At 63.0% G+C, this 13,056-nt stretch carries 13 protein-coding genes; 11 read left to right on the top strand and 2 right to left on the bottom strand.

Annotated elements, in window-relative coordinates:
- Positions 1 to 1,526: condensation domain-containing protein (locus JJ959_RS19905; protein ID WP_292887794.1), on the bottom strand; the 1,526-nt coding region annotated here is incomplete at its 3' end.
- Between the two features lie 276 nt (positions 1,527 to 1,802).
- Here JJ959_RS19905 and JJ959_RS19900 point away from each other — a divergent pair.
- From JJ959_RS19900 to JJ959_RS19850, 11 genes are all read left to right on the top strand, one after another.
- Positions 1,803 to 2,000: a hypothetical protein gene (locus tag JJ959_RS19900; RefSeq protein WP_292887791.1), complete on the top strand. Its 198-nt coding sequence runs from the start codon at positions 1,803 to 1,805 to the stop codon at positions 1,998 to 2,000.
- A gap of 5 nt (positions 2,001 to 2,005) precedes the next feature.
- A complete protein-coding gene (locus JJ959_RS19895) occupies positions 2,006 to 2,212 on the top strand; it encodes an MbtH family protein (protein WP_292887789.1) in 207 nt (68 codons plus the stop codon).
- Between the two features lie 20 nt (positions 2,213 to 2,232).
- Positions 2,233 to 3,006: an alpha/beta fold hydrolase gene (locus JJ959_RS19890; RefSeq protein WP_292887787.1), complete on the top strand. Its 774-nt coding sequence runs from the start codon at positions 2,233 to 2,235 to the stop codon at positions 3,004 to 3,006.
- Positions 3,003 to 3,719 (top strand): hypothetical protein, encoded by a 717-nt coding sequence (locus tag JJ959_RS19885; protein ID WP_292887785.1) that lies wholly within the window; start codon positions 3,003 to 3,005, stop codon positions 3,717 to 3,719. The genes JJ959_RS19890 and JJ959_RS19885 overlap by 4 nt, the downstream gene beginning before the upstream one ends.
- 97 nt (positions 3,720 to 3,816) lie before the next feature.
- A complete protein-coding gene (locus JJ959_RS19880; RefSeq protein WP_292887783.1) occupies positions 3,817 to 5,094 on the top strand; it encodes an outer membrane beta-barrel protein in 1,278 nt (425 codons plus the stop codon).
- Positions 5,095 to 5,163: 69 nt separating this feature from the next.
- Positions 5,164 to 7,134 carry an autotransporter domain-containing protein gene (locus tag JJ959_RS19875; RefSeq protein ID WP_292887781.1) on the top strand — a complete coding sequence of 657 codons (1,971 nt, stop codon included), beginning with the start codon at positions 5,164 to 5,166 and terminating at the stop codon, positions 7,132 to 7,134.
- A 143-nt stretch (positions 7,135 to 7,277) separates the two neighbouring features.
- Positions 7,278 to 7,763: a DUF697 domain-containing protein gene (locus JJ959_RS19870; RefSeq protein WP_292887778.1), complete on the top strand. Its 486-nt coding sequence runs from the start codon at positions 7,278 to 7,280 to the stop codon at positions 7,761 to 7,763.
- 95 nt (positions 7,764 to 7,858) lie between these two features.
- Complete coding sequence (locus JJ959_RS19865; RefSeq protein WP_292887775.1) at positions 7,859 to 8,053, top strand: hypothetical protein; 195 nt, start codon at positions 7,859 to 7,861, stop codon at positions 8,051 to 8,053.
- A gap of 23 nt (positions 8,054 to 8,076) precedes the next feature.
- A complete protein-coding gene (locus JJ959_RS19860) occupies positions 8,077 to 9,795 on the top strand; it encodes a cyclic peptide export ABC transporter (RefSeq protein WP_292887772.1) in 1,719 nt (572 codons plus the stop codon).
- Positions 9,788 to 11,008, top strand: a complete 1,221-nt coding sequence (locus JJ959_RS19855) for a prohibitin family protein (RefSeq protein ID WP_292887770.1) — start codon at positions 9,788 to 9,790, stop codon at positions 11,006 to 11,008. Before JJ959_RS19860 ends, JJ959_RS19855 begins: the two co-directional genes overlap by 8 nt.
- 203 nt (positions 11,009 to 11,211) lie before the next feature.
- Entirely contained in the window at positions 11,212 to 11,754 is a 543-nt protein-coding gene (locus tag JJ959_RS19850; protein ID WP_292887767.1) for a hypothetical protein, read from the top strand.
- Between the two features lie 87 nt (positions 11,755 to 11,841).
- Here the strand turns inward: JJ959_RS19850 and JJ959_RS19845 are convergent.
- Positions 11,842 to 13,056 (bottom strand): HAMP domain-containing sensor histidine kinase (locus tag JJ959_RS19845; protein WP_292887764.1); only part of this gene is annotated, 1,215 nt, incomplete at its 5' end.

Below are 13,056 nucleotides of genomic sequence, written 5' to 3'. Positions count from 1 at the left end.
AGTGCGTTCGCCCTGTCATTGAGCTCGCCATAGCCGAGCTCCGCGCCCTCGAACCTGAGCGCCGCACGTTCCGGATGTTCCGCCGCCACACGCTCGAAGCCTCGGATCACCGGCTCGAACGCGCCATAGTCCCGACCCGTCGCGTTCACGCCCTCCAACAGCCACGACCGCTCCGCATCGTCCACCAGCGGAACAGACGACAGACGGCCATCACCGCCACCCGCAAGCCACGAAAGGACGCGGCTATAACGGGACGCCAAGGCACGGGCTTCGTCCGGGTCGAAAGCACCGAGCGACAGATCGAGATCGACCTCGACTTTTTCCCCGTCGCCATATTCGCGCACGAAGATCTCGACCGGCGTGCGCTCCACACCGTTCAGCAACACGCGCGGAACGCTCGCGGTCGCTTCGCCGAAGGGCAGTTCGCCGAACTCGACGCGCTCGTAGGAGATGTTGAGGTCGAAAAGCTGCAGGACGCGTTTCGCGGCCAGCCCGAGAGTCCTGTTGATGCCGGAAAGCGGATAGCGGTGATGGCGCATCGCGCCGCGCATCGCCCTGTTCAGTTCGCCGAGGAAGGCATCGATACCGTCCTCCGGATCGAGTTGCACCCGGGGCGCCGTGGTCAGCGAGAAGAGGCCGAAGGTTTCCTTGTCGCGGGCGGTCGGCCGGTTCAGGACGGGCATCCCGAAGACCATGTCGGTCGCACCGGACTCCTTGTGGAAAAGGATCAGCGCCGCGGCGATGAAGAGCTGGGCCGGGCTCGCTCCTTTCTCCGCGGCAAGCGCGCGCAGCTTCTGCATCGTCGGCGCGTCGACTTCGATCCGGCAGAGCGTCGTGCCTTTCGGCGGTTTGCCCTCCAGCACGCTCGGCACCGCCTCGACGAGCCGGTCGGGCAGCGTGCGATAGAGGTCGGCCCAATATTCGGCGGCCTTGGCGTAGCGGCTGCTGTCGAGGAAGACCGCGTCATTGGCGACGGCGTCCTCGAAGGACGGCGCATCCGGCAGATCCGGCTCCCTGCCGCGCACGAGAGCTCCGTAGATCTCGGCCACGTCCCGCATCAGGATACCGTTGGCCCAGGCATCCATGTTGATATGGTGATAACTCATCACCCAGATATGCCGGTCCGGGGCGAAGCGGATCAGATCGAAACGGAAGGTCGGCCCGCCATCGAGCGGGATCGCGCGACGGCCAAGCTCGGCTGCCAGTTCTTCCGCTGCATTCTCGGGATCGGCCGCTCCGGAAACGTCGTGGAATGTCAGGAAGCGCTGCGGCGCGCCGGCCTCGATTTGGACCGGTTCCATGCCGTCGGCAAAGACCCAGGGCGTCAACCGCAAGGCCTGGTGGCGCTCCCAGACCCAGCTCAGGGCGTTTTCGAAAAGCGCGACGTCCAGCGGCCCCGAAAGGACGCTGCGCGCAGAGACGGTATGTACGGCCGCCCCCGGAAACAGCGCGTGTTCGCGCCAGATTTCCTGCTGCGCCAAGGAAAGCGGGAAAGTGTGTGTTTCGGTCCGATGCAACTCAACCATCATTCCACTCACACTTCATTTTCGGATCGCCCATCCGATCCTAGACCAAATTCGAAAAACTGTCGGCTTATGCTATTCAGCCGCCTCTCTCCCAAGCGGCATCACTGCCCGGAAGCCATTGTGAACAAATAATTTATCCATTGCAAACGCCTTCCCAGCATTTCATAGTGGAGTGGCCGTGGATGGAAATCGCCTCCTGGTTCGGACGCTGGTTTCGGGGCGGGCACCGCGCTCCCGCGACATGTCAAAATACGTATTCATGGTTACGGTAATCCGATGCCTTTCGCTGTCGCCCTTCTGAAGCTGGCTCTGTTCGTCATGTGGGCGCATCCGACCTACAAAATGACGGTCGACATGTATGAGAGACGGGAACGCCGCCTCGGAATATTGCCGAAGGAAGAAGAGTCTCCGGACGAGGCAAATGGCCGCACGGAGACAGGGGCGGCCGCCAGGAAGCAGACGAGGAAGAAATGAGCAGCATGTCAGAGAGAATGCCCGAGCCGAGCGAAAGAACTGCGGCGACCCATCAGGTGCTGCTCAACGAGGAAGAACAATATTGCCTCTGGCCGGCATCGAAGGCCGTTCCGGCGGGCTGGCGCTCGGTCTTTACCGGCTCGCACGAGTCCTGCCTCGCCCATGTCGAAGAAGTCTGGACCGACATGCGCCCGAAGAGCGTGCGGGACTGATGCACGGGCAGGCACGCCCCTTGGCGGCCGCGACGCCGTGGCTGCCTGCACAGCGGCGCGCCGGTCCCAAGGCCGGTCCGGCCCCTGTCCTGATCTGCTTTCCGCCTGCCGGCGCCGGCGCCGGCTTCTTTCGCGACTGGCCGGATGCGCTGTCTGATATACGCATCGTCCCCGTTCAGTTGCCGGGACGCGAGGAACGTTTCGGCGAGCCGGCCGAAGAGGATGCGTTCGCGATCGCCCGGGAGGTTGCGGCCGCAATCGCGAGCGAAGGCTGGGATCGCCCCCTGTTGCTCGGATACAGCTATGGCGCCCTGCTCGCGTTCGAAACCGCTTGTCAGATCGAACAGTCAGGTCACGAGGTCTCGGGCGTCGTCACTCTGGCCCGCGCCGCTCCGCAGACGGAACCGCAACCCTCGGTCGCCGACCTGCCCGACGGTCCGTTCCTGGACTATGTACGCCGTCTCGGCGGACTGCCTCCCGAATTTGACGAAATACCCGAGCTGGCGGAACTCCTGCTCCCCGTCATGCGGGCCGATTTCCGGGCCAACGACGGATATGCGCGCTCCCCGGACGTGCGCCTAAAATGTCCGATCGCAACCATTGCCGGCACCATGGATCCGGCGACGGCGGACGGCCGGGACGCTGCCTGGGCCGGACGCTCCGAGGCGGAACACCGGCTGGTCCGGATCGCCGGCGGACATTTTTTTATTCACGAGACTCCCGTCCCCGCCTTCACCCAAATCGCCAATGTGATAGTCTCCCTAAACGACGTGGGCCGGAGCGAACGAACATGAATTGCCTGAAACCGCTTGCCGTACTCACTCTCTTTCTCGTGGCCTCCGCCTGCCCGGCGATCGCACAGACCGCGGGCAAAACCACAGCGACCACATCGGGAAACAGGCCGCCGGCGCAATCGCTCCTTGACCGCGATGAGGCCTTTCCGTCGAGCGGGCTCGGCGCTCGGACGATCGGCCAGCGTGTCCTGTTGTTTCAGGACGGAACCTGGAAAGTCGATCAGTATTATTCCGCGGACGCGGTGACGGCGGTCAGCGACCACGGCCGTATCGTAAGCCTGACGCGCACGATCGATCCGCAGACCAAGGAGCCTGTCCTCAAGTGGGATTATACGACAGGCCATGGCGGCCCGCTCCAGATCATTGTTTCCCGCGCCATCACGACCGATCGCAGCGAGCACAGCAAGAACGACAACTGCATCCCGGTCGTCACCGTCCGAAACCTGACGAATCTCGGGCTGTTCCGGATCGTTGCCGAACTGGAGTTCGACGGCGCGAACGACGTTCATGCCGCAACCAGCGTCATGGCGGGCCCTCTCGACGACGGGGAGCAGGGCGATTACCTGTCCAGCCCTCTATTCCTCGATTCGTGCAGCGGGCTGACAGCCAAATTGCATGTGCCGTTCTGCCAGTTCGATAACGGGCTCGATTGCCGGGATGTGGTGACCGCCTCCGCCTTCGGGACAATCCCGGCCATGCTTGCACCGAAATAGCAGGATTCCGGGACGGCAAAATCGAACTGACCGAATTGGGGGTGTCGCCGCTGCCTGTAATGGGGATGGGCCGGCTGACCATCGGGGGGATGAATGAATGACTGAAACAGCAACGCGTGCCAGCCATCGGGCCTCTGCGGCGAAGTGCCTGCGGCTAGAGATCATGGCCGGAATGACGATCCTCGCCGGGGCCTGCACCGCTTTGCCGGCGGAGGCCCAGATCGCTCCGCTTCCCCCGGTTCAGGGCTTCGAGCAGCCGTCCGGCCTCGCCTTTGGCGGGTTCGAGTTCTTCACCCGCGCCCAGGTGGGCATGCAGCTGACGGACAACATCCGTCTCGACCCGACCGAAGAGACCGATTTCAAGCGCATTTTCGCGGTCAATGCGGTCGCCAGATCGACCTGGAAAGAGCATGCGCTGGCGGCGACCGTCGGCTATGTCGATCAGCAGGCACTCGACATCAGGGATCAGAAAAGCACCGCGCTCTCCGGCACGCTCAGCGGACGGTACGACTTCACCGAAGAGCTCAACCTGCGGGCCGGCCTGCTCAGCGAAGAAAGCATCATCGGCAAGAACGATCCGCTGCAGTTCAACGGCAACCTGAACGGCACGACCCAGAGCAATACGCTGGAATCCGCGCTCGGCTGGGACGACAAGACCTATTTCGTCAATCTGCTGGGCCGTTATCAGGACATCTCGAACGACACGGATATCGACGTTTCGATCCTCAGCCGGGTGCAGTCGCAGGACCGCGAGGAGTACAACCTCACGCTCGAGGCCGGAAAACACTACAGCTGGGGCCAGGCGTCGGTATTCGGCGGACCGATCCGGATCAGATATTCGGGCTCCGCGGTCATCCTTCCGGAAGACCGGGATTCCGAGGGCGGACGTGCGGGCGTCAGCATCCAGTATCAGCAAGGCAACCTCACCGGCCTGTTCCGCGCGATCGGCTTCGCGCAGTATTTCAACGCGCCGACCATCGGCGAGGTGATCTCGGCCGTCGGCACGGCCCAGCTCTCCTACAAGATCGACGAGACCTGGGGGGTCGGCGGCGTGCTCGAGCGCACCTTCGACGAGACCAATATCGAGACCTCCGGCGGCCTCTTCACCAATCTCGCCGGCGTCGCCGCGCTCTACAAGCCGCGCGACGACGTCTATGTGAAGGTCGGGCCGACCTACCGCTTCTACGAGATCGAGGGAACGCCCTACGAAGCCGAAAGCTTCACGCTCGACGCCACCGCGGCCTGGCAGGTGCACGAGCGCGTCGAGCTGATGTTCAACGCCTCGGTCTCGAACCAGATCGTGAACGACGCGTTCCTGTCCAACCTGCAATACAGCGAAGCCAACGCGACGGTCTCTGTCGTCGTGACCTTCTGATCGGGGGAGGCGGACATGATGAAGTCGATTATCCGCACGGCATGGGCCACAACCATATGTGGCGCAATCTTGAGCGTCTCACCCGGAGCGGCGGCCGATGAACGGTACGTCTTTCTCGGCGACAGTCTGGTCGACAACCAGAACAGCTTCATCGCCACCACGCTGATAACGCCGACGAACGTCGTCCCGCAGAGCCCGCCCTATTTCAACGGACGTTTTTCGAACGGCCTGAACTGGACCGACCGGCTGGCGCCGACGCAGCTCTACTACATGGACTATTATTTCAGCGAGCCGAACTGCGCGACCGAGAACGCCTCAAAGGGACTCTCGAGCCTCTGCGGCTCGCGGACCAATCCGGGAGCGCAGGAAGGAGTCAGCCTCAGTTTCGCTTTCGGCGGCGCCAAGGCGGGAACGGAAGACCTGCCGAGCAATGCGCCGGGCATGATCACCGTGCTTGACGATCTGGCGACCTACAATTCCGCCGGCACCATCGCCAATGTGCGCGGTGCGACCTTCGCCATCCTGACTGGCGGCAACGACTACACCAACTACGCGGCTGGCACGACCAACGGCCTCACCGAGCAGGGCGTCGTCGACCAGACCCTCGGGTTCATCCAGACCGGGCTCGAAAGGGCTTCAAACCTCGGTGCGCGCCGGGCGATCGTCCTCAATCTCTTCGACCTCAATCGGGTCCCGACACTGATCTCCGCCTTCACGGCCGATCAGCTCGCTCAGTCCGAACGACTCTCGACGTTGCACAATGCCGGCATGCCAAGCTATCTCGCCAGCGCCCGTGCCAGCACCGGGATGGAGATCATCCTGGTCGATCTCGACGCGCTCTATGACGATATCGACGCGCGGGCGAGCGCCTACGGCTTCACCAATCTGACCGGCCAGTGCATCAGTTCGAACGTCGCGACCGGACAGTGCCTGGACACGGCGAGCGAGAACGCCACGCTCTACTGGGACGGCCAGCACCCGACCACGGCGGCCCACGGCTATATCTACGAACTGGTGAGCGCCACCCTGCAGGCGGTCGACACGGACGGCGGTCGGTTGGCCGCGCTCGCGGATTCCGGACTGGTCCAGCAGCGTTCGGTTCTCGCCGCCCTGCGCGGCCAGTCTCGTGGCTCGCAGGACACTCCCGGAAGGGCCGGCGGTTCGGCCACGCCGGTGACGCAGCAGATCGGCAACAGCACCTTCTTCATGGTCGCGGAGAACGGGCTCGGAAGCCGCGACGCCGACGGCGACTTTTCCGGCTACGACTATGACAGCCGGATGGCGCTTGCCGGGATCGCCTACCGGCCGCCGGAAATGGCCGAGGATTTCATCGTCGGCGCCCAGATCGGGTATTCGACGCTGGACTCCTCGTTCAATGGCGGCGGCTCGTTCCAGAACGACGCGGTGACCTTCGGCGGCTTCGCCGACTGGCGGCGCGGCGCGCTCGGTCTCGGGTTCCAGGCCAATGTGTCCTACCACACGCTCGACGACATCGAACGCGACACCGGCTTCTCCGTGATGCCGACGGCGCGGAGCGACACCGAGGGCTGGGGCGCCTCCACCGAGATCGAGGCGCGCTGGGACCGCACCACCCGCGTCTCCGGCCGGCGTGTCGGCTATGCCGTGAGCGGCCGGCTTGGAGCCGGCTGGTCCTCCGTCGACGGTTTCACCGAGAGCGGGGCTCAGTTCCTCAATCTCACGATCGACGACAGCGAGGTCGCCGAGGTGAAGGCCGGCATCGACCTGACGCTCTGGACCGACCTCGAGACCCGGAACGGCCTGCTGCAACCCTATCTCGGGTTCGGCTACGAGCACGATCTGCTGGACGACAGGCGCGAGATCGGCGGCCGGCTGTCTTCGGGACAAACCATCGAAGCGGAGTCACGAGCTGCGGCGAAGAGCCTCTTCAATATCGCCGCGGGTCTCAGATACCTGGCGGACAACGGATTGCGCGGCGAACTCCGGATCGCCGCGTCCGTCGGCGCGGGGGGCGAGGAGAGCTTCATCATGCCGCAACTCAGAATCGCCAAAACCTTCTGAGCGGTTGTGCTCGGGAGGGCTGTCGGATATGCTTGAAATAATTGATAAAGGCCTCCGACGGACTGGGCGCACAACGTTGCGGAACGGCCGCTCTGGCGACCACTTAGTGCGAAACAGTGCTTCATCATGTCTGGAGAAAAATCATGACTGAAGAAGAAATGGCCGCTCGGCGCGTCGAAGCCTCGAGCATCGTGAACACCTATATGGGCTGGTCCGCCGGCGCGAGCTTCATCCCGCTGCCGTGGGTCGATCTTGCCGCGGTCACCCTCATCCAGATCAAGATGGTCGGCGATCTCGCTAGCCTCTATCAGGTGCCGTTCTCCCGCAATGTCGTGAAGACGATCGTTGCCGGCCTGCTCGGCAGCCTGGTTCCGGCCGGCCTCGCGCGCGGCGCCTCCAGCCTGCTGAAGTCGGTTCCGGGCATCGGCACCATTCTCGGCGTGCTGACGGCCCCGGTCTTCACCACGGCCTCGACCTATGCGATCGGCAAGGTGTTCATCCAGCATTTCGAAGCGGGCGGAACCGTCCTCAACTTCGATCCGGACGCCATGCGCGAGCACTTCAAGGAAGAGTTCGAGGAAGGCGTCTCCAAGGCTTCCGGCAAGAGCGGCTCGAAAGCCGCAGCCTAAGTCAGGCGCACGCCGGACACTCCCGGCTGTCTGGCCGGACGGGGCACCGTCCGGCCAATGGTGCGGTGTCGACACGCCGATAACGGACAGACCTCATGCAACTGCTCCCCATCGCGATCTATCTGCTGCTTTGCCTGATGCTGGCCATCGCCGGCCGGCGCAGCCGTATCGGGGCCTTCGGGGTCTTTCTCTGCTCGGTGATTTTCACGCCCTTGCTCGTCGGGCTCATTTTCGCGCTCCTCAGACCTTTCCCGAAGAAAGCGTCCTCCGGCTCCACGGCCGATAGCTAGGCGCACCGGGAAGGAGTACCGCGATGGAGACCGGTTCCGCCGCCGCCGATCTGGTCGCGTCCAACGGCCTGATCAAGTTCCTGCGCCGCGAGGCCACGCTCTCGCCGCGCCGCGCGCTGACCGTGGCGACCGTCGCCGGCCTCAGCAACGCGATGATCCTGGCGATCATCAACTCTGCGGCGGAGCACGCCGAACAATCCGAATCCCGGCCGCTCTACGCCGTCTTCTTCGCCGCGGCGATGCTGCTCTATGTCGTCGCCCAGCGCTGGATCCTGACCCAGGCCGCCGAACAGGTGGAGGCGATGATCCACCGGGTGCGGATGCGCATCGTCAATCAACTGCAATATTGCGAACTGCTCGATGTCGAGCAGCTTGGGCGGGCGGTGATCTACAGCGGCATCGCGCGCCACATGCAGACGCTGTCGCAATCCGCCTCGACCGTGACGATCGCGGTGCAGATGGCGATCCTGATCCTCTTCACCTCGCTCTACATCGCCTGGATCTCGCTCACCTCCTTCATCGCGCTGGTCGCCTTCATGACCGTGGCGCTGATGGTCTACTGGAAGAAGTCCTACTCGGTGCGCACCGACCTCCGCGGCACACTGGAGATGGACAACGACGTCTACACGACGATCGACGACCTGCTGGACGGCTTCAAGGAAGCCAAGCTCAGCCGTTCCAAGGCGCGTGCGATCATCAAGCGGATCGAGGAAATCAGCGAACTTGCCTCGGAAAAGCGCGGCAATACGCAGATCATGCTGGCGAAGAACTTCGTCTTTTCGCAGACCGCCTTCTATCTGCTGCTCGGCACCATGGTCTTCGTCGTGCCGATGATGACCTCGGGCTATTCCGACGTGGTGCAGAAATCGACCACTGCCGTACTCTTCATCATCGGCCCGATCTCCGGCCTGATCGGCTCGATCCCGATCTTCGAGAATGCCTCGGCAGCCGCCGAGGCGATCATGGATCTGGAACGGCATCTGAAGAAGCTGTCCGGCGTCGAGCTGGAAACCGACGAGGAAGGAAGGCCGATCACCGACGCGGGACCGGCCGAGAAATCTCGCTTTGCGGACTTCAAGACGCTGGAACTGCGCAAGGCCGTGTTCCGCTATCAGCCGCCCAACGGGGATCCGAGCGACAGCTTCGCCATCGGTCCGATCGACCTGACCATCACGCGCGGCGAAGTGCTGTTCATCACCGGGGGTAACGGCTCGGGCAAATCGACGCTGCTGCGCGTCCTCACAGGCCTCTATCCGCTGCACGAGGGCCAGATCCTGATCGACGGAAAGGTGCTGCGGGACACCGAACTGCAGGACTTCCGCGAAATCTTCGCCGCGGTGTTCGGAGATTTCCATCTGTTCTCGGAACTTTACGGGATATCGGACGAGGCGCGCGACGAGGCCTATGACTGGATTTCGACGCTGGAGATCCTTGGAAAGGTAAAGTTCGACGGGCGGCGCTTCTCCACCATCGACCTTTCCACGGGGCAACGCAAACGTCTGGCCCTGCTGGCCGCGGCGCTGGAGAAGCGTCCGGTCCTGGTGCTCGACGAATGGGCGGCCGATCAGGATCCGATGTTCCGGCGCAAGTTCTACCGGGAGATTTTGGGTATGCTCCGTTCCGGCGGAACCACTATAATCGCCGTCACCCACGACAACCGGTTCTTCGACGCGGCCGACAGGCAGATGCACATGGAAGACGGCATGATGGCGGCCTACGATCCGGAGTTCTTCCATGATTAGGCGCTTCTTCGACTGGCTGTCGAACTGGACGAACAGGCACTGGGTCGAGTTCTTCGCCACCGGTGCGGTGTTCCTGCTGCTGATCGTCGTGCTCTGGCCGCTGATCGTCTACACCGTCCCGCCGGGATCGGTCGGGGTGATGTGGTACCGGTTCTTCGGCGGTACCGTGACGACGCCCGGGCGCGAGCTGCGCGAGGGCATCCACTTCATTTTCCCCTGGGACAAGATCTACATGTACGATGCGCGCCTGCAGCGCATCAACGAGAGCGTGAAGGGCCTCAGCATCGACGGCCTCGAGATCTCCGTGAATGTCTCCAGCCGCTTCGTGATCAACAGCCAGTATGCGGGCTACCTGCACAAGAGCCTCGGACCGCAATACAAAGACACCCTGATGCATCCGCAGCTCAGGACCCTCATACTGACCTACATCTCGGAGAACGAGGCGTCCGACCTCTACTCGACCCGGCGCGAGCGCGTGCAGACCATCGTCCAGACCCGCTTCCAGAGCAAACTCGCCAACATCTCCTCGAACGTGCCTTTCGAGGAGGCCTACGTCGATCTCGAGGACGTGCTGATCGAGGAGATAACCCTGCCGAGCTTCGTGCGCAACGCGATCGAGCAGAAGGAACGGGTGCGCCACATGAGCGAGGCCTACGAGTTCCGCCTGCGCCTCGAGGAAAAGGAACGGCAGCGCAAGCGGATCGAGGCCGAGGGTATCCGGAGCTTCCAGGAGATCGTCGCCCCCGGCATCACGCCGAGCTACCTGCGCTGGCGCGGGATCGAGGCCACCCTGCAGCTTGCCCAATCGAATAATGCGAAGGTCGTGATCATCGGCGGCGAAAACGGTCTGCCGATCATCCTCAACACGGAATCCGGCCTCGACAAGATCGGCGCCGATCAGCTGAAGAACGCCGCCACGAAGGAGGGGACCGGCACGGATGCCGAAAGCGATCCCGCCAGGCTCGGACCGCGCAGCGATCTGCTGAAGATGCCGTCCCTCGGCGGCCTGCCACCTCTGACAGCGTCCGGCACGGCTCTGGACCAGACCTCGGCGGCACCGCCGGAAGTTCCCCAGGCGCAACATGGCGCCGCCGCGCCGCCCACGGCCGGAAACCTTCCGCTTGCCGATCCAAACGCCGAAAAGCAGCTGCGGGAATGGCTGAACAAGCTTACCGGCGAGGGAACCGGAGACAGTCAGCCTCCGAAACAGTGATCTAAGCTCCTCACGTCCGTTCTTGCAGCAGATGGCCGCGCTCGGGAAACAAGGTTGCGTGCGGCATAGAACCGCAACCTATCCGGCTTCTCCGGATAGAGGCTATCTGCTATTAATCTTGTGCCTACGGGGCACTGAGAATTCTCAGACCGGTAAGGCCGTCAGTTGCCCCGTCACATTTTTCATGGCTGGGAGCAATCATCATGAAAAAGCTTCACCTTCTCCTGCATGACCTGATGCTGGCCTTGGGTATCGCAGCTCCGGGGAAAGCCGGCGCGATGGAAGCGATCGCCAAGGAGCTGAACGCCTATCACGAGTCGATCATCGTCCTCGATACCAAGTCGAAGAAGACCTGCAATATCGAGGGGCAGGTCAAAGACTATCAGAACCATCTCGACGCCCAGCTGAGATCTCTCGGGATCGCTGACGACGAGAAGTCCGGCCTTGCGGCAGTCCTGCTGATTACCAGCCAGAATTTCGCCATCGCGGGCAGCCACTGCGTGCTTCATGTCGAGCTGTCGTTCCAGACCCGGATTCCGCCGGAAATGTTCACGCGTCTGACCGACGCTCAGCAGGCGGCTCTGAACCGGATCGGCTCGCTGCCCGTCTCTGTCTGGAACGCGTCCGCCATGGCGGTGGCACCGCTTCTCCAGCCGTCCGCCGGTGGTGAGAGCGACATGGCCCAAAAGGCGGTCATCCGCCTGATCGACGCGATCGTCGACCTGCTGCGCACACAGCGTCAGTAGGCGCGCACTTGACGAAAGCGCGCTCGATGACGCGACCGCTCATCGCCGGGTTAACGTCAGGGGCCGGGTTGACGTCAGGGGCCGGATTCACGTCAGGGGGAAGTCGATTTCAATCTCGACTCCCTCGCCGGGAGCCGTACGGAAACTGAGTTCGCCGCCGAGGCGCTGGGTAACGAGGTTATGGGTGAGGTGCATGCCGAGCCCGGTTCCGCCAGTATTGCGCTTGGTCGTGAAAAAAGGCTCGAAGACCCGGCTCGCGGTCTCTGGATCCATTCCCTTGCCGTCGTCAGCATATCGCAAGACGGCAAGGCCGTTCCGCTCCCCGACGACAATCGAGATTCGTCCAGGCGCACCTTCGTCGAACGCGTGAATGATCGAATTCATCACCAGGTTCGTCAGGATCTGGGCGATCGCCCCCGGAAATGTCGTCCCGACGAGGTGCCGGTTGCCGGAAAGCTGAACGTCGATCCCGGTATGCCGCGTCTTCGGAGACAGGCTTCTCAGGACTTCGCCGACATAGTCAAAGATGTTGATTTCGCGGGCCGCTTCGGCCGTCTGGTCGACGGCGACCTGCTTGAAACTCTGGACCAGGTTTGCGGCCCGGGTAAGGTTCTTGAGAATGATCCCCGCACTTTCCTGGATGACGGCGGTCAGACTTGTCAGCTGATTTCGGGTCAACTCGCGGCTCACGGTGCGTTCCCCGAGCTCCTTGGCCTTTGCCTCGAGGTGGGACGAAGCCGTGATACTGATACCGAGCGGCGTATTGATCTCGTGCGCAACCCCCGCGACCAGCGTGCCGAGCGAGGCGAACTTTTCCGCAGCGATGAGTCTCTTTTGAGCCTGTTTCAGTTCGGTAATATCCTGCGAGATCCCGAAGAAACCCGCATATTCCCCGTCCTCCCAGATCGGGATGGCGTTCAGCCGGACCACCATATCGCTGCCGGACCGCGCCAATTCGAGATCGATTATCGGCCGGCGCGCCTCGATCGCGTCCAGCAACGGCTGAAAATCCGACAGGGCAATCGACCGGAGGTCCCTCCATTCTTCGATGGGGACGCCGATGACATCGGCCGGTTCGGTCCCGAAGATGTCCAGGAACTTTTCCGAAACGTATGAGAACCGGCCGTCCGCATCCAACTCCCAGACCCAGTCCGAAGGTGCCGTTGCCAGATTGCGGAAGCGGGCCTCGCTCCGTTCCAGCACTTTCTGGATCCGCTCCCGTTCGGCGATCTCCGAACGCAGCGCTTCCTCCGCCATCTTACGGTCGTGAATATCCTGGACGACTCCCAGCATATGCAGCGG

This window comes from Nisaea sp. (assembly GCF_017640745.1).
Taxonomy (GTDB): Bacteria; Pseudomonadota; Alphaproteobacteria; order Thalassobaculales; family Thalassobaculaceae; genus Nisaea.
Note: the sequence above shows the minus strand (reverse complement) of the source record. Positions and strands in the feature narration are given on the sequence as shown.

What these genes read in the sequence shown, in the direction of transcription:
- JJ959_RS19870 (WP_292887778.1), top strand. Translation starts at nt 7,278, where the DNA reads ATGACTGAAGAAGAAATGGCCGCTCGGCGCGTCGAAGCCTCGAGCATC.
- JJ959_RS19895 (WP_292887789.1), top strand. Translation starts at nt 2,006, where the DNA reads ATGTCAGAGAGAATGCCCGAGCCGAGCGAAAGAACTGCGGCGACCCAT.
- JJ959_RS19880 (WP_292887783.1), top strand. Translation starts at nt 3,817, where the DNA reads ATGACTGAAACAGCAACGCGTGCCAGCCATCGGGCCTCTGCGGCGAAG.
- JJ959_RS19885 (WP_292887785.1), top strand. Translation starts at nt 3,003, where the DNA reads ATGAATTGCCTGAAACCGCTTGCCGTACTCACTCTCTTTCTCGTGGCC.
- JJ959_RS19900 (WP_292887791.1), top strand. Translation starts at nt 1,803, where the DNA reads ATGCCTTTCGCTGTCGCCCTTCTGAAGCTGGCTCTGTTCGTCATGTGG.
- JJ959_RS19855 (WP_292887770.1), top strand. Translation starts at nt 9,788, where the DNA reads ATGATTAGGCGCTTCTTCGACTGGCTGTCGAACTGGACGAACAGGCAC.
- JJ959_RS19865 (WP_292887775.1), top strand. Translation starts at nt 7,859, where the DNA reads ATGCAACTGCTCCCCATCGCGATCTATCTGCTGCTTTGCCTGATGCTG.
- JJ959_RS19860 (WP_292887772.1), top strand. Translation starts at nt 8,077, where the DNA reads ATGGAGACCGGTTCCGCCGCCGCCGATCTGGTCGCGTCCAACGGCCTG.
- JJ959_RS19850 (WP_292887767.1), top strand. Translation starts at nt 11,212, where the DNA reads ATGAAAAAGCTTCACCTTCTCCTGCATGACCTGATGCTGGCCTTGGGT.